This is a genomic window from Candidatus Epulonipiscium viviparus, from assembly GCF_000171335.1.
GTDB lineage: Bacteria > Bacillota > Clostridia > Lachnospirales > Cellulosilyticaceae > Epulonipiscioides > Epulonipiscioides viviparus.
The window spans coordinates 1-18,210 of sequence record NZ_ABEQ01000068.3 but is presented as its reverse complement, the minus strand read 5'-3'; the positions used below and the strand labels follow the sequence as shown (position 1 = coordinate 18,210).

Here is an 18,210-nt window from a genome sequence, read left to right as displayed (position 1 = left end):
TGTGGTTATATAAAAATTTTGGGAGGTGATGTTGTGGAAATTAGAAAGAAGGATGTATTAAAATCTACATTATTTCAATATCTTATGCTATATACAATTTTATTCTTCATTTTTATTATTGGAAATCGAATTATCTATGATCGATTGATTAAAGAAGACATACTAAAACAAGTACACGATAATAATTACCACGAGGTCATTAATCTGCAAAATGTAATAGAGACGCAGCTAAATCAGCTGCAACAAATTAATAATTCTATAGTCGAGGGCGTATCTGCCGTTTTGCTAGGGCTTGAGAATAGCAATGCAAATCGATACGCTTTGTTAAAAGAGCTCTCGATAAAGCAAAAGGAAAATTTTTTGATAGAGGATATCATATTTATAGATAATCGAAATACTCAGGCGCTATCTAATGTTTATGCCGCGCGCATAGAAAATGGTGAGTATATTATTACTGTGCCCGAGGGAGAAGATATCGTTTTAAGCAAACAGCAGATGAGCCCAAATCAGGTTTTGGATATATTTAGCGTACAAAATCATCTATTTGTGGCTCCAAGCACGGTATCGAATAATTATAAAGTGATTTTTGCTATAGATCCAGAGGAGCTACAACGCTACTTTGCGTTAGAGAATGAATTTGATCGAATAGGGCTCGTCAATGCCGTAACTGACGAAGTCTTATTTAGTGTGGGCGCAGAAGAAGCGGAAGGAGAGTATTTGTACTTTGGCGGAAATGGGCTCTATGACGTTTTTGCTGCAACTACTAATAGCAGACTGTTGGAAACGCAAAAAGATATATTTAGGCAGATTAATCTCACCTTGCTATGTTTTGGAGGAATAACTCTGCTCTTTCTTGGCTATATATTTAGRGCAACATACTTGCCGCTATATAAATTRACGAGAAAAATTTCGAATCAAGATTTGAAGCATAAAAATTATTTGGACATTATTGATGAGGTTATAGAGTCGGAGCAGACAGATAAGGTACGGCTTAAATATAAAATTGAAGCGTATAAGACGGCTATGCAACATTACATTTTGGGCAACATTGTGCAAAAAGAAGAGCTATATTATAACAATGAAGAGCAAATCGAGCGGTTGTTTGATAAGTCTATAGCGCATACATTCTTTATTGCAAACGTTTTTAAGATCACGACGTCAAATCAGATTTTGAATTATTTGACAGAAAGCTTGGGGGCGGACAATATCTGCTTTAGAATAGATAACACGATGCACAACCAGATGTTTCTGATAGATTTTACTACTGATATACAAGAGAAAAATGCGGTGATGCTAAATTTACTAGAAGAAGTCTGTCAACTGTTTGAATGTAAGATTGCAATTAGTTGCGGTTCAAGTGAGTATAACGACATGACCAGCCTTTTTGCAAGCGTTAAGATGATAACTCCGGATTTGTTTTCTAGAAACCAGGTGATGCAGTTTGATGAGAAGAAAAAGAAGAAGATGAATCCGCTGGGATATGAAATCTTGTCAAAATTGGAGATATTATTTGAGACAAAAAATTTTGCAGAAATAAGGACAACCTTAGGTTCGCTACTGCAGATGCTGGATCAGAAAGAGTTGCCAGAGTTTTATAGCAAATGTATGCTAACAGAAGTAACGACGATAATCTTTAAGAGCATATATAAGGAAGGCGTAAGTTATGAGCAGTATAAGGATAATTATGTGATTTTACTAGAATTGGTGCGCCACGGAGAGTATGAGCTGACCAAGGAACAAATAAAAACGCTCCTATATGATATAGTAGGCAAACTAGAGAACGAAAATACTGCGATTATCATAAGTGTGGAGAGTATTAATAATTATGTGAAGGCAAATTATCATGATAGTAATTTTTCGATCTCTGCTTTTGCGGCAGAGCTGGCAGTGACAAGTGCATACCTAAGCTATGTCTATAAAAAAAGTGCCGGGATAAATCTGTCCGAATATGTATGGCAAGTTCGTAAGGAAAAGATGGTGGAGCTCCTTAGGGAAACATCGATGACTATAGAAGAAATTAGTGCAAAAGTAGGGTATGACAATGTCTCGAGTTTGAGACGAAAACTTAAAGCTGATACTGGAAAAACTCCAAGTCAAATTAGAAAAGAAAAATAAAAAATCGGGATACATTATTTAAAATTTGGTTAAATAGTGTATCTTTTTTTTGTGTTATCTCCCGAAACACTCTATTTTTAACCAAAATACAAAAACTGTTTCTTGTAAACATATCGAGATTCTATATAATAAAAATTACAAATAGCGAGGGGGAAAATATATGAATGAAGTAAAATTGAGTTTAAAATCGAAAGCATCTAAAAAATGCAATAAGCAAAAATACAATAAGCATTGGAAAAAACAATTTAAAGAAAGTATACCTTTATATATGATTATGGCTGTGCCGCTACTTTTCTTTATAGTAATTCGATACGTTCCGATGTATGGCTTGCAAATAGCGTTCAAAGATTATCGGGCAATAGATGGGATATGGGGCAGCGCGTGGACTGGAATGGAAAATATAATGCGATTTGTAAGTAGCTATAACTTTTGGGATATCATAAAAAATACAATTACGCTAAGTTTATATCAGTTGATAGTGGCATTTCCTCTGGCTATATGTTTTGCATTAGTTTTGAACTCGGCCAGAAACGGAAAATTTAAAAAAATGGTACAGCTGATTACATACGCACCACACTTCATTTCGGTAGTGGTGATGTGCGGAATCATTTTACAATTGTTGGCCCCGAGAACGGGATTAATCAATATAGGAATTGAGGCACTGGGTTTTGAACAAAAAGATTTTATAGGGATGCCAGAAATGTTCTCTTCTATATATGTATGGAGCGGTGTATGGCAAAACGTAGGCTGGGGAACGATTATATATTTATCTGCACTAAGCAGCATCGATACAGAGCTGTATGAAGCTGCAGCGATTGATGGGGCATCCAAGTTTAATATCGTGAGGCATATAGATCTAATGGGAATATTGCCTATGATTATAACAATGTTAATAATGGACGTGGGGCGCTTACTACAAGTTGGATTCCAAAAGATTTTGCTATTACAAAATGGCATGAATATATCAAATTCAGAAGTAATTCAAACGTATGCGTATAARATAGGWTTAGCGGCGCAGATACCAAATTTTTCATATTCTGCTGCGATTGGATTATTTACAAGTGTAATAAATTTTATCCTGTTAGTAACGGTAAATAAGATAGCCAAAAAAGTTGGCAATAGTTCGTTGTGGTAGAAAGGGGGAAATAGAATGAATAGTTTTTCGAGCATTTTTAAAAAGGGATTAAGTTTTGAAGACAGAGTTTTTGTATTTATGGTCTATTTTATTATGCTATGCGCGGCAGTGGTGGCGATATAYCCGTTGATATATGTAGTGAGCGCGTCGTTTAGTTCGCCAGATGCGGTATCCAACGGCCAAGTAATTTTTTTGCCAGTGGACTTTTCGCTTGAAGCATATAAAGCAGTTTTTGAGTATAAAGACATCTGGAGTGGCTATGCAAATACAATATTTATTGCAATAACAGGAACTGTTCTAAACGTATTTTTAACGCTGATGATAGCATACCCAATTTCTCGAAAAAGTTTGTTTGGGAGAAAACAAATCACGTTTCTCCTAACATTCACAATGATGTTTAGCGCAGGAATGATACCAACCTATTTACTGATGCAAAACTTGGGGTTGGTAGGATCAAGAATGGCTGTAATTATTTTGGGGCTGTTGCCAGTAAGAAACGTAATTTTGGCAAGAACATTTTATATGCAAACTATAGGCTCGGAGTTGATYGAAGCGGCAAAAATTGACGGTGCAACAGAGTATAAAATTATGTGGCAAATTATTATGCCGTTGTCTAAATCGATTTTGGCAGTTATAGCATTATTTACGTTTGTGGACTATTGGAATGAGTTTTTCAACAGCCTAATTTATCTAAATGAYAGCTCAAAATATCCACTGCAACTAGTTTTAAGAGAAATACTAACGTTAAATACAATCGATCCGTCTGTAATGCCGTTGGATCCAGAAACAATGAACGCAGTACAGGGGATGTCAGAGCTTCTCAAGTATGCAATTATAGTGGTATCAAGCGTGCCAGTAATGTGTTTATTCCCATTTGCGCAAAAATATTTTGTTCGAGGSGTAATGACTGGAGCGGTAAAAGGTTAAGTGATTTAGCGAAACGATAGAAATGGAGATGATTATTATGAAGAGAAAATTATTAGTTGGATTGAGTATGGTTATGCTATTATCATTTGCGGGGTGTTCTGGAGAATCTGGAGAAGAAGAAAAGAGCGAGCAGATTACAATTATGAATATCGATGAAAACGTGAATCCTGCAGGGGTGTTTCCTATAGTAAAGGAGCCGATTACRCTGAAAATTATGGTTGCACAGCAAGCAACAGTGGAAGATATTACCACAAATGCATTTACGAAACATCTGGAGGAGAARACGGGCATAAATATCGAGTGGCAAGTGGTCTCTCAAACTAGTGCGGGAGAAAAATTGAATGTTATGCTTGCAACAGGGAGCGAGTTGCCAGACATTTTCTTGGGGTTTGATGTTAATATGTCGCAGCAGATGGTTTTTGGAAAAGATCAGGGCTTGTTTGTAAATATTGAGCCCTATCTTGAAGAGTATGCGCCAAATATAGTAGATGTATTTGACTCGTCAGAGATATTTGARGCAGTATCAAAAACTCCGGATGATCAATTGTATGCTATCTCGGGTATAGAAGAAACCTATCACGTTAAGTTTCAAGAAAAGGCTTGGATTAGAGAAGATTATCTCGAAGCATTAGATATGGAATTGCCGGTAACAACAGATGATTTTAAGGAGCTATTAATCGCAATAAGAGATAATGACCCCAATGGCAATGGGAAGAAAGATGAGATTCCGTTTGTGGGGGCCGCAACTGGGTGGTCAACTAATGTATTGCCATTTGTGATGTCGGCGTTTATTCCATACTATGAATTTGATGGAAATATAGCAGAAGAAATCTCGTTTACAGTGGTGGATGGCAAAATCGAAGTTGCTTTCGACAAAGATGCGTATAAGCAAGGATTGCAGTATATGAATGAGTTAGTAGAAGAGGGAYTGCTAGACCCAGTTTCATTTACGCAAGATCAGAAGCAATTGAAAACGCTAACAGGAAACGAAGCGAATTATGTGGGAGTGATTACTGCGGGAGCACCTGGAGCAGGTGTAAATGGAGTGGAAAATCAGATGGAGTGGACGGCACTTGCGCCGTTGGAGGGGCCAAGCGGAGAGAAGTATACGAGATATGTGCCTCTATCGCCGATGCTAGGGCGCTATATCATAACGCACGAGTGTACAAATGTTGCGGCAGCGGTGAGGTTAGCAGACTATCTGATGTCAAAGCAAGGGACGTTAGAATCTTCGATGGGAAAAGAAGGTGTGGATTGGAAGTATAATAACGATCCGGCAAAACTTGGATTAAACGGTCAGATGGCTGTGTATGAGAGAATTAACTCATTTGGGAAAGTGCAAAATGAAAATTGGGCAAAAATWGCGCCTCTAAATCTTATGGATGACTTTAGAAATGGGCARATGGCAATCGGGGGTGATTTAGATATAGAGCAAAAGTTATATGATGAATCGAAGGAAAAGTATGCACCAGCGAATGAAGAAAGGTTTTTGCTTCCTGTTGCAATAAGCGAGGATGATATGAATGAGTTTGTGGATATAACAGCAGGATTAGAAACATATTTGTCGCAAGTAATTCCGGAATTTATAATGGGAACGCGAGAATTTGATAAGTGGGATGACCATATTAAAATGATAGAGAATATGGGTGTTGACAGATTAGAGGAAATCATAAATGAATCGTATAAAGCGCAGTATGGCGATATCGGAATAAAATAAGCGAACAGATAATTTGGTTAGTTAAAGGAACTAAGTTTTATAGTTAAAGTAGAAAGGTTAATTGGTTAAATTAACCAATTGTTGCTACTTAAAGTAAATTCTAGGCTGGTTAAAGCAGCTAAGTTTTATACTTAAAGTAGAAGGTTTAGATATAGAGCAAAAGCTATATGATGAATCGAAGGAAAAGCATGCATCAGCGAATGAAGAAAAGTTTTTACTTCCTGCTGCAATAAGCGAGGATGATATGAATGAGTTCGTGGATATAACAGCAGGATTAGAAACATATTTGAAAATTTGATAAGTGGGATGACCATATTAAAATATGGGTGTTGATAGATTAGAGGAAATCATAAATGAATCGTATAAAGCGCAGTATGGCGATGTCGGAATAAAATAAGCGAACAGATAATTTGGTTAGTTAAAGGAACTAAGTTTTATAGTTAAAGTAGAAAGGTTAATTGGTTAAATTAACCAATTGTTGCGACTTAAAGTAAATTCTAGGCTGGTTAAAGCAGCTAAGTTTTATAGTTAAAGTAGAAGGTTTAGATATAGAGCAAAAGCTATATGATGAATCGAAGGAAAAGCATGCATCAGCGAATGAAGAAAGGTTTTTGCTTCCTGCTGCAATAAGTGAGGATGATATGAATGAGTTCGTGGATATAACAGCAGGATTAGAAACATATTTGAAAATTTGATAAGTGGGATGACCATATTAAAATATGGGTATTGACAGATTAGAGGAAATCATAAATGAATCGTATAAAGCGCAGTATGGCGATGTCGGAATAAAATAAGCGAACAGATAATTTGGTTAGTTAAAGGAACTAAGTTTTATAGTTAAAGTAGAAAGGTTAATTGGTTAAATTAACCAATTATTGCGACTTAAAGTAAATTCTAGGCTGGTTAAAGCAGCTAAATTTTATACTTAAAGTAGAAGGTTTAGATATAGAGCAAAAGTTATATGATGAATCGAAGGAAAAGCATGCATCAGCGAATGAAGAAAGGTTTTTGCTTCCTGCTGCAATAAGCGAGGATGATATGAATGAGTTCGTGGATATAACAGCAGGATTAGAAATATATTTGAAAATTTGATAAGTGGGATGACCATATTAAAATGATAGAGAATATGGGTGTTGACAGATTAGAGGAAATCATAAATGAATCGTATAAAGCGCAGTATGGCGATGTCGGAATAAAATAAGTGAATAGATAATTTGGTTAGTTAAAGGAACTAAATTTTATAGTTAAAGTAGAAGGTTTAATTGGTTAAAGTAACCAATTGTTGCTACTTAAAGTAAATTCTAGGCTAGTTAAAGTGGCTAAGATCTGATAATTGGAGCAAAATATTTGATTGGTTAAAGTAACCGAGAGTCGCGACTTAAAGTAAATTTTAAGATAGTTAAAGGAACTAAGTTTTATAGTTAAAGTAGAAGGTTTAATTGGTTAAATTAACCAATTATTGCGACTTAAAGTAAATTCTAAGCTGGTTAAAGTAACTTTATGGCTGATTTGGTAAAGGAGGATTGTATGAATATTTATTTGGCAACCGATGGCGATGACGCAAATTTAGGAACTCTTGAGTCTCCGATAGCGACAATGGAGGAGGCGAAAAAACGAGTACGAAAAATTTCTGCGGGAGAAGTGAATGTAGTTATTCGTGGAGGCGTATATGAGGTTACACAGACAATCATGTTTACTGTTGCAGATGGAGGGAACGCAGATAAAAAGGTGACTTATATGGCCTATGAAGATGAGGTGCCTATATTTTCTTCCGCAAAAGCAGTGGGGGGCTGGATATTGGCAGAGAATTTGGAGGGCTTACCAGCCTGTGCGGTAGGCAAAGTTTATAAGGCTGGCTTTCCAGATGGAGTTGATGAAGTATTAACGCTCTTTGATGGCAACGAAAGTTTGGAAAGATGCCATAGCGAGATGGTACAGCAAGAGCGAATGGAGTATCAAAGGATGGATAGCCTAAACATTGCCGCATATGAGGATAAAAGTTTACTAAGAAAAGTAAAATTTGAAGGTGACTTTTTACAAGCAAGAGAAAATATGGAGGATGTGGAGTTACGGTTTATGCCAGTGCCATGGACGATGAATCTTCTCCCGGTCGCGGCAGTTGGAGATGGCGTTGCAATATTAGCGATAGAGGCAACGACTCCGGTTGGTGCAAAACCCGACGGAATGCGTGTGGAGAACGATATTAGCTATATGAACAGGGAAGGGTTTTTCTGCACGAATTCAAAAAAACGGGAGATATACTATTTTGGCGACCCTGCTGGAATGGACATAAAGGTACCGACAGTTCAATGTTACTTTTTGATTTATGGAGATACAGATTATGAGGGAGCAGAAGATACGCCAGTAAGAAATTTACATTTTAAAGGTTTAGAATTTGCGTTTGGAAAGCGAGATACAACTGCAGCAGGTTATAAAGGATGGGGAATACAGCACGATTGGGAGATGTTCGATAAGACCAATTCGCTAATAAGATTTAGAGGAGCCGAAGAGTGCTCATTAACAGAATGTTACATACATTCAACAAGCGCAACAGCGATAAGGTTGGATTTGCATTGCCAGAAGATAGTGATAAAGAATAATCTGCTAGATGGCATAGGAAATATGGGGATCTTGCTTTGCGGATACGGCCCAGGAACCAAGGATGTCAACTGCAACAATATTATTGCAAACAACCTAATTACACGATGCGGAGAAGAGATATGGCATGGGCATGCGATATTTGTATGGCAAAGCGGTAGCAATTTGATTTCRCACAATAAGATACATCATTCTGCTAGAAAAGGGATTGGGCTGTGTGGAGTGCGGGTTACGATATTGAAGCATCCGGAGCATACGTTCGATGAAGCATCAAAAACTATAAGATGGGCAGAGATCGARAAAACGTTTGTGGCCGCAGATGAYGAGCTAGAYAGCTAYTTGCCGTATTTACATGCAAGAAATAATGTGGTGGAGTTTAATGAAGTTTATAAGGTATTAGAAAAAATCGGCGACGGCTCCGCCATTAACGTTTCTGGAGCGGGCGATGGGAACATAATACGAAACAACTTTGTACATCATATTTCAACCTACCTTTCGAGTAGTGTTATGAGAACTGATGATTGGCAACGCGGAACTATCATGGAAAATAATGTAATATACAAAACTAATATATCTGGAATAACTCGYAARAATTTTAACCACATMAGGAACAATTTTATTATCGATGCCAATTGCAAAAACGGGTACATTCGTTTTGCATCATATCCAGGCGAAAAGGCATGCTATGGCTCCGATATTGTAGGCAATATTATTTATGATAGCGGCGATGAGATGCAGGTTTTTGGCAAAGGGTATCTGGTTTCAGATGGCGCATCTTTGCCAGARCATTGCAATCTAGAAAATAACGTCATCTTTTGTAAGAGTGGAAGTGTGAAARAGCATTTCGAAGAAAATAACGAGATCAATAGCAAAAAYGTTGATCCAATTTTTAAGGATATTGTGCACCATGATTTTTCGTTTGCAGCGAAAATAGAAGGCATAAATCAAATCGATGTCTCTGTGATGGGGCTAACGGCAGAATATCCAGATAGACTACGTGCATTGGAATATGCGGGAGAGATGGACGATGAATATGATCGAGGAAAAGATGAGAGCAAGAAACAGTATAACTGGTGGTAAAGTATAGAAGGAGGAGTTTATATGAAAATTTGGACTAAAGCATTAGGATTTGTATTGGTGGCGGCAGCGACATTTGGTGTAACTCAAATGAATGTATCTGCGGCAGAGAATGCCGTATTTGTTGCAACAACAGGATCGGACAGTGCAGCAGGTGACATTTCAGCACCGTTGGCATCATTGCAAGCGGCGGTGGATAGAGTGGTTGCTAGCGGAGGCGCAATTTCTACGATTTATATTCGAGAGGGCGAGTATTATCCTGTTGACTCTGTGGTAATCGAAGGATTGAAGGGATCGGCAGAAAATCCTATTACTATTACAAATTATGAAGACGAAGCGGTAACGTTTTATGGAACAGTGGATGTGCCTAGTAATTGGACGAAAACGGCAGGAATGGATAATGTTTATGAAGTTGAAATGGACAGAGACGTGTGGCAATTGTTTAGGGACGAAAAAATGGTGACCACTGCCAGATTTCCAAATGCTAGCTGGGAACAAGACGATGACATAGGGTATATATTTAACGTACTAGAGTCGACGCGGCATCTAAGTTCTGCCAAAGATGTTGATGGCAAGTTTATTTCATCGTTTGGACATTTTTATGATGCGAATCAGACGGGAGTCACTGCAGATGGAGAAGACGAAGGCAGCCACGTTGCCTATGGCTATGCAAGGCCAGGAATAAACGATGTGGGTATAGCAGATCTGGGATATAGTTTAGAAGGCGCTAATGTAGTATTGCATATGGGGTCGTGGCTTTCATGGGCAAATGAAGTAACTGAGCATGAAGTAGGAAGCGATAATTTTAAATTTAACACAGACTTTAGTGGATCGGGTACATCAATGGCAAACAATGCAAAAACTTGGGCAGGGAAAGATGGAAAGGGTTCTAACAACTGGATTCATAAAAATTTGACTATGGAGCAAGGAAACTAYTTCTTTGAAGGGTTAATGTGTTTAGATCATGAAGACGAGTGGTATTTTGATAAAGATAGCAAAAAGATTTATGTGTACAGTGAAGATGGACCACCAACTGAAGAATTTTCTGCAAAGGCGCAGTCGTATCTTCTAGATATGTCTGACTGTGCGTATATCACAGTGGCGGGGATTGATTACTTCGGAACAACGTTGAAAGCCACAGATTCAAATCACATTACAATAGAAAATTCAGAGTTTTTGTATCCAAGCTATAACAAACTTGTATTGGATATTTATGAAAGACCGGAAGTATTAAACATGCTAGTGACGCCAGCGATATTGCTAGAGAACCCTGCAATAGAAACGCATAATACGGTTAGAAACTGTGAATTCGCATATATGGATGGTCCGGTTTTGGAAATGTCTGGAAGATATAACGTGGTAGAGAACAATCTAATGCACCATATTGATTATACAAATATAGGCACTGGTGCGGAGGGTACAGTAAATTTGATTAACTCGGACTACGCGGTATTTCACAATAATACAGTTCACACGGCGGGAAATTCGGAAGGCATACGAGCCGGAAAGAGTGCCAGTATTATGTATAATGATCTGTCCAATATGAGTCTAATTCAGCATGATGGGTCGCTGATAAATATAGGAGCAAGTGTACAAGATGGAGTACAAATTCGATACAACTGGATTCATGATGCGCCAAAGTCGAGCATGAGATTTGACTCTGCCAATATGGGGAACGCAGCAACTGTGAAGTATGATAAAAATGGAACTATGGCAAACAACGTTACCTGGAATGTGGGGCAAGTGAAAGTGAAGGGTGCCGAGCATTATGTAATAGGCAATACAATTATAGATTCAAATGCGGCAGAGGCGATAGGAATTACGGTTCTCGATGATCACAAGATGGGCGGCTTTAATGAGAATACGTGGATCTACAATAATGCAGGAATACTGTCGGATCATTTTTCGAAGATAGAGCCTTTGAATACAGCAACATTGATGAGCAATAACTACGATGGCGACCCTGCTACATTATTAAGAGATCCAGAGAATTTGGATTTTAGACCAACGGGAGAGTTGCGAGGAAAAGCAAAGAGAATAGATGCGAATAGCGTGGGAGAAAACGCGTTGCCATTTATTGATCCTGCATATGCGGGAGATGTACACATAGGAGCGTATCACATGGATTCTGATTCATATTGGATACCAGGATATATGGATGAGCAAGCAACAGTGCCGATAGTTTCTCAGGGATATGAAGTTGGAAGAGCAGATTTAATGTGGAAGGAGGCATACGGTGCGACAGAGAATGTGGTCTACTTCGGGGCAGATGCAAGCAGTATGTCGGAGGTGGCAAGGCAGTCGAATAATATTTATGTCGCAGAAGGATTAGTTGCAGGAAAGAGCTATGCCTGGAGGGTTGATAGCATAGTGGATGATGAAGTGGTAGAGGGTTCAGTTTGGACTTTTGTTGCCGAATAAAAATATTGAGCTTCGCGCAGAGATGCGTGGGGCTCTTTTTTGATTGTGTTAAATATAGTAAAAATAATATACTATTATGCAAAAATATTGACTCCTTTAACGAAAATTTCTATGCTATAATAAAATTTATCCAAATAATGTATAAAAGGAGCGTAAAATATGGAAATAAATATTAGAGCAGCAGTGGCAATATTGATGAGCATTGCAATTGGAGCGCCCCCAGTTTCTGCAGTAGAATTTATTGATACCCAAAGTCATTGGGCCAAAAAAGAGATCGATGAATTCTCGGATATGGGTGTTGTGTTTGGATATGCAGATAACACGTTTAAGCCTAATGAATTTATGACAAGAGGTGAGTTCGCTATGTATATACAAAATATATTTGGCTTGCCTCCATATTCAGCGGAAAAAAAGTATACTGATGTAGGAGCTTATGAACCCAGAAGTTATGCTATATATGCAGTTGCGGCAGAGGGGATAATGAATGATTACGGTACAGAGTTTCGACCAAATCAGTTAATATCGAGAGAGGAAGCAATGTATGCTATAGCAAATGCGTATGAAATCGATACGAGTAATATGGCCGCGATGTTTGTGGATTCGCATATGATAAGTGAATGGGCAAAGAAAAGTGTTAATGCGATGATATCTAATGGATATATTTCAGGATTTCCGGATGGGACAATGCGGCCATGGACAAATATAACTAGAGCGGAGTTTATTACAATGGTATCTAAGGTTTCGGAAAAAATAATTAATAGGCCTGGTGAGTACGTGGAAGGGTATGTGGATTCGAGCGTGGTGATAAATTGTACTAATGTGACATTAAAAAATACAACRATACGAGGTAACTTATATATAAATGAAGGMATAGGAGCAGGAGATGTAACTCTTGAAGGGGTGACAGTTCTAGGGACAGTATTTATAAATGGAGGCGGTGATAAGCCGATTGTGCTTAAGAAYTGCAAAATGGCTGAAATGGTAGTGGACAAATATGATGGGAACGTGAATATTACGGGAGATGCAAATACAAAAATTACCAATTTRCARTTTAAGAGTGCAGGAACAGTGGCGGGTGAGATAAAGGTAAGAGATGCTCTTGTGGAAGCAAAAGGTGTAAAGATTGGTTTTGTACCCAACTGGATTGCTATAACGGCGGAGAGTGTCTCGATGAAGAATAATGAATATACCGAAAAAGAGGCAAGAGAGTATGCGCGAGACTATTCATCGGAATGGGAAGAGTGGATTACAGAAGTTTTACAAACACAGCCTATGCTTCCAAAAGAATTGCAAGATGAATTGCAGATGGCTAGAATCACTGAACACAATACATATCTGGAGCATAAATCAATTATTGGCGATAAGCCACAAGTTGTTGTTAGCAGTTCGAGTAGCAGTTCGAGTAATAATTCGGGAAGTAGCTCCAAAGAGAAGGTTAAGCGTCCRTACACAGATATTGATGAAGGAAATTACACTGGAACGCAGACGGTAGAACTAAAGACATCCACCAGCGGTGCAAGAATATATTACACAACTGATGGGACAACGCCAACTRCATCATCGAAAAAATATACGGGGCCGATAACTGTTTCAACAACGACGACGCTCAAGGCTATTGCAACAAAAAGTGGGATGGAAGCATCAGCGGTTATGACGGCAGAATATGTAATTTCTATAGCTAAAGCGGAAATGCCAAAAGTTAGCATCGCAGCTGGAGAATATACTACGGCACAGAGTATCGAGTTATCGACGGCTACGGCAGGTGCGCAAATATATTACACAACGGACGGGACAACGCCAACTACATCATCGAAAAAATATACGGGGCCGATAACTGTTTCAACAACGACGACGCTCAAGGCTATTGCAACAAAAAGTGGGATGGAAGCATCAGCGGTTATGACGGCAGAATATGTAATTTCTATAGCTAAAGCGGAAATGCCAAAGGTGAGTATCGCAGCTGGAGAATATACTACGGCACAGAGTATCGAGTTATCGACGGCTACGGCAGATGCGCAGATCTATTACACAACCGACGGGACAACGCCAACTACATCATCGAAAAAATATACGGGGCCGATAACTGTTTCAACAACGACGACGCTCAAGGCCATTGCAACAAAAAGTGGGATGGAAGCATCAGCGGTTATGACGGCAGAATATGTAATTTCTATAGCTAGAGCGGAAATGCCAAAGGTGAGTATCGCAGCTGGAGAATATACTACGGCACAGAGTATCGAGTTATCGACGGCTACGGCAGATGCGCAGATCTATTACACAACCGACGGGACAACGCCAACTACATCATCGAAAAAATATGCGGGGCCGATAACTGTTTCAACAACGACGACGCTCAAGGCTATTGCAACAAAAAGTGGGATGGAAGCATCAGCGGTTATGACGGCAGAATATGTAATTTCTATAGCTAGAGCGGAAATGCCAAAGGTGAGTATCGCAGCTGGGGAATATACTACGGCACAGAGCATCGAGTTATCGACGGCTACGGCAGATGCGCAAATATATTACACAACTGATGGGACAACGCCAACTGCATCATCGAAAAAATATATGGGGCCGATAACTGTTTCAACAACGACGACGCTCAAGGCCATTGCAACAAAAAGTGGGATGGAAGCATCATCAGTTATGACGGCAGAATATGTAATTTCTATAGCTAAAGCGGAAATGCCAAAAGTTAGCATCGCAGCTGGGGAATATACTACGGCACAGAGTGTTGAGTTGTCGACGGCTACGGCAGATGCGCAAATATATTATACAACGGATGGGACAACGCCAAATGCATCATCGAAAAAATATACGGGGCCGATAACTGTTTCAACAACGACGACGCTCAAGGCTATTGCAACAAAAAGTGGGATGGAAGCATCATCAGTTATGACGGCAAAATATGTAATTTCTATAGCTAAAGCGGAAATGCCAAAGGTGAGTATCGCAGCTGGAGAATATACTACGGCACAGAGTGTTGAGTTATCGACGGCTACGGCAGATGCGCAGATCTATTACACAACCGACGGGACAACGCCAACTACATCATCGAAAAAATATACGGGGCCGATAACTGTTTCAACAACGACGACGCTCAAGGCTATTGCAACAAAAAGTGGGATGGAAGCATCAGCGGTTATGACGGCAGAATATGTGATCACTGATGCTAAATGGAAATTGGTTTGGGCAGATGAATTTGACGGAGAGAAAGTAGATGCTTCGAAATGGGCATTTCAAATTGGTACGGCGGCGGAAAACGGCGGTCCAGCCAATTGGGGGAACAATGAACTACAATTTTATACAGAGGAAAATACGCAAGTTGTAAATGGTGAGCTAGTTATTACCGCTAAAAAAGAAGCCAAGGATGGGATGAGTTATACATCATCGAGGCTGTGGACCAACCCTGCTGCACAAGAAAATACGGCAACAGAATTTGAAGGATTTTCCAATTTGTATGGTCGCATTGAAGCCGCAATTACTCTGCCGGCAGGAGACGGGATGTGGCCAGCATTTTGGATGTTGCCTGCAACTGACGAGTATGGAACTTGGGCATCAGGAGGGGAGATCGATATCGTCGAAGCAAGAGGGCGAGAGCCGCATAAAGTTGATGGCACCATTCATTACGGAGGTAGCTGGCCGAAAAATAAATATTCTGGCGGTCATTACACTTTTCCAAATGGGGAAGATCTGTCGACCAAACATGTTTATGCAATAGAATGGCATCCAGAGGAGATAAACTGGTATGTAGATGGCAACTTGTATCACACAGAAACTGAATGGTATACGGAAGCGATAGATCCCGCAACTGGCGAGGCATATAAATTTCCCGCTCCGTTTGATAAGGAATTTTATATTTTACTAAACTTAGCAGTGGGCGGAAATTATGATGGCGGCACTAGACCAGGCGAGGATTTTACCGCAGCAGAAATGAAGGTGGACTATGTGCGAGTGTATGAGATAGGCGAGGGATTCGAGAAACCTGCAGCTCCAAAAATTGAGAGCGTCGTAAATCAGGGCGATACGAAGGTAATTACGTTTGAGGCTCCGGCAGATGGAGCAACGATATATTACACCACAGATGGTACAAAACCTACTGAAGATAACTATTTGGATATTGCAACAGCATATGAAGAGCCCATTGTAATTGTGGAAGATACAGTAATTTCGGCCATTGCCGTATCTGCGAAGGGTGTAGCATCTAAGGCTATGGTGGAGGCAGTGAGATTTGATACTGCTGAAACTGGAAATTTAGTGGAAAATGGCGACTTCTTTGCACCAACTGAGGGGAATTGGCACACCTGGAAGTCTACAAACGACTCTGTACATCCACCAGCTCCAGTTGTTGCAGGTGAAATGGTATTGGAAATCGATAACACCAATGCGGGAGAGTTTTGGCATACGCAATTATTTCAAGAGGGCATCGATGTAGCTGCAGGAAAAAAATATACGTTGACATTTGATGCAAAGAGTTCGGAAGCAAGGCCGATTAAAGTTGAAGGTACGTTTAATGAGACGATTGATATCACCACAGAAATGGCGACGTATACGATAACTTTTACACCAACTAGTGGAGTAAGTATGAAACTAAATTTTTTGCTAGGAAATGTTGAGGGAACACCGCTTACGACACATACCGTAACGATGGATAACATCAAAGTAGTTGCAGCAGATGGGGATATAACACCGCCACCTCCGTTGCCATCTGGAAATTTAGTGGAAAATGGCGACTTCTTTGCACCAACTGAGGGGAATTGGCAYACCTGGAAGTCTACGAACGACTCTGTACATCCGCCAGCTCCAGTTGTTGCAGGTGAAATGGTATTGGAAATCGATAACACCAAGGCGGGAGAGTTTTGGCATACGCAATTATTYCAAGAGGGCATCGATGTAGCTGCAGGAAAAAAATATACGTTGACRTTTGATGCAAAGAGTTCGGAAGCGAGGCCGATTAAAGTTGAAGGTACGTTTAATGAGACGATTGATATCACCACAGAAATGGCGACGTATACGATAACTTTTACACCAACTAGTGGAGCGAGTATGAAACTAAATTTTTTGCTAGGAAATGTTGAGGGAACACCGCTTACGACACATACCGTAACGATGGATAACATCAAAATAGTTGCAGCAGATGGGGATATAACACCGCCACCTCCGTTGCCATCTGATAATTTGATAGTAAACGGCGACTTTGCAACTGATATAGCAGGATGGGTTATGRMTAATTATGACATTTTTGAAGGAACTTTAAGTAGAAATGATGCGGAGGAGGCAGAGATTGATATTGCTAATGCGGGTGGAACTTCGTGGGTTGTAGCATTGGCGCAGACGRCTCCTGTGGAACTCAATCCCAATTCGGAGTATACGTTGCTCTTTGACGCAAAGGCGAGTAAGGGCAGAAATATTGTAGTTGACTTTCAAGAGGGGGGAACTCCCGCAGAGGGGCAGTTYGCAGAAAATGTGAGAATCACAAATGTTATGGACACTTATAAAGTACTGTTTACTCCAACTGTTTCAGTTCTAACGCCAAGATTTTTGTTGGGAGGTCCGGAGGTTAGCGGCAGTAAAGTAACGCTGGATAATATTAAGCTACTACCAGGAAATGTCGCGATTCCAGATACGGCAAAACCGAAAATAGTTGAGCTAAAGGCTGTGGAAAAAGGAAACTACATCGGCGCAAGCATAGCGCTAACGCATAATGGCGGAAAAGCTTGGGGCAGAGAAATTAGCTCTGTTATGATAACCCCGCCTGGTGCGACAAGTGCAAAAGCTGCAGCCTATGAAATGACTGAGAATACGCTTATATTGGATGATAGAGTATTTGAGGTTGTGGGAGATTATAGTATTACAGTGACGGCGGCAGGGTATGAGGATGTGTCGGTAGTACAAAGAATTTATTCTAAGCCTGAAGTGAGTGGTACAAATTTTGTAGTGAATGGGGACTTTGCAGATGGCACTAATGGATGGACGATGAATAATTTTGATATATTTGAAGGAAACCTCTCGGCTATAGAAGGAGAAGGGGTAGTAGATATTGGGATTTCGGGAGGAATTGATTGGGTAGTGGCATTGGAACAGGATGATTATGTAGATGCGGAATCAGGGGAGATGTACACACTTATTTTTGATGCGAAGTCTAGCGTAGCGCGCAATATAACTGTGGATTTGAGAGATCCGTTTTTGGATAGCGTTGGCAATGGCGTTGCAAGTAAAT

7 protein-coding genes are annotated in these 18,210 nt (G+C 39.7%); all 7 read left to right on the top strand.

The annotated features are described in order from the left end of the window. Positions 1-2,115, top strand: a 2,115-nt coding sequence (locus EPU_RS12195; RefSeq protein ID WP_207634961.1) for a helix-turn-helix domain-containing protein, incomplete at its 5' end; no start/stop codon positions are given. Between the two features lie 160 nt (positions 2,116-2,275). After that, the gene (locus EPU_RS09480) at positions 2,276-3,250 is read left to right on the top strand and encodes an ABC transporter permease (protein ID WP_029488314.1); all 975 of its coding nucleotides are present in this window, start codon (positions 2,276-2,278) and stop codon (positions 3,248-3,250) included. 15 nt (positions 3,251-3,265) lie between these two features. Continuing rightward, on the top strand, positions 3,266-4,177 hold the full coding sequence (locus tag EPU_RS09475) for a carbohydrate ABC transporter permease (protein WP_044149987.1): 912 nt from the start codon (positions 3,266-3,268) through the stop codon (positions 4,175-4,177). A 37-nt stretch (positions 4,178-4,214) separates the two neighbouring features. Further along, positions 4,215-5,894: an extracellular solute-binding protein gene (locus tag EPU_RS09470; protein ID WP_029488312.1), complete on the top strand. Its 1,680-nt coding sequence runs from the start codon at positions 4,215-4,217 to the stop codon at positions 5,892-5,894. A gap of 1,527 nt (positions 5,895-7,421) precedes the next feature. Then, positions 7,422-9,572, top strand: a complete 2,151-nt coding sequence (locus EPU_RS09465) for a right-handed parallel beta-helix repeat-containing protein (protein WP_029488311.1) — start codon at positions 7,422-7,424, stop codon at positions 9,570-9,572. 21 nt (positions 9,573-9,593) lie between these two features. Beyond that, entirely contained in the window at positions 9,594-11,990 is a 2,397-nt protein-coding gene (locus tag EPU_RS09460) for a hypothetical protein (RefSeq protein WP_029488310.1), read from the top strand. A 159-nt stretch (positions 11,991-12,149) separates the two neighbouring features. Beyond that, positions 12,150-18,210: chitobiase/beta-hexosaminidase C-terminal domain-containing protein (locus EPU_RS12190; RefSeq protein WP_044149984.1), on the top strand; the 6,061-nt coding region annotated here is incomplete at its 3' end.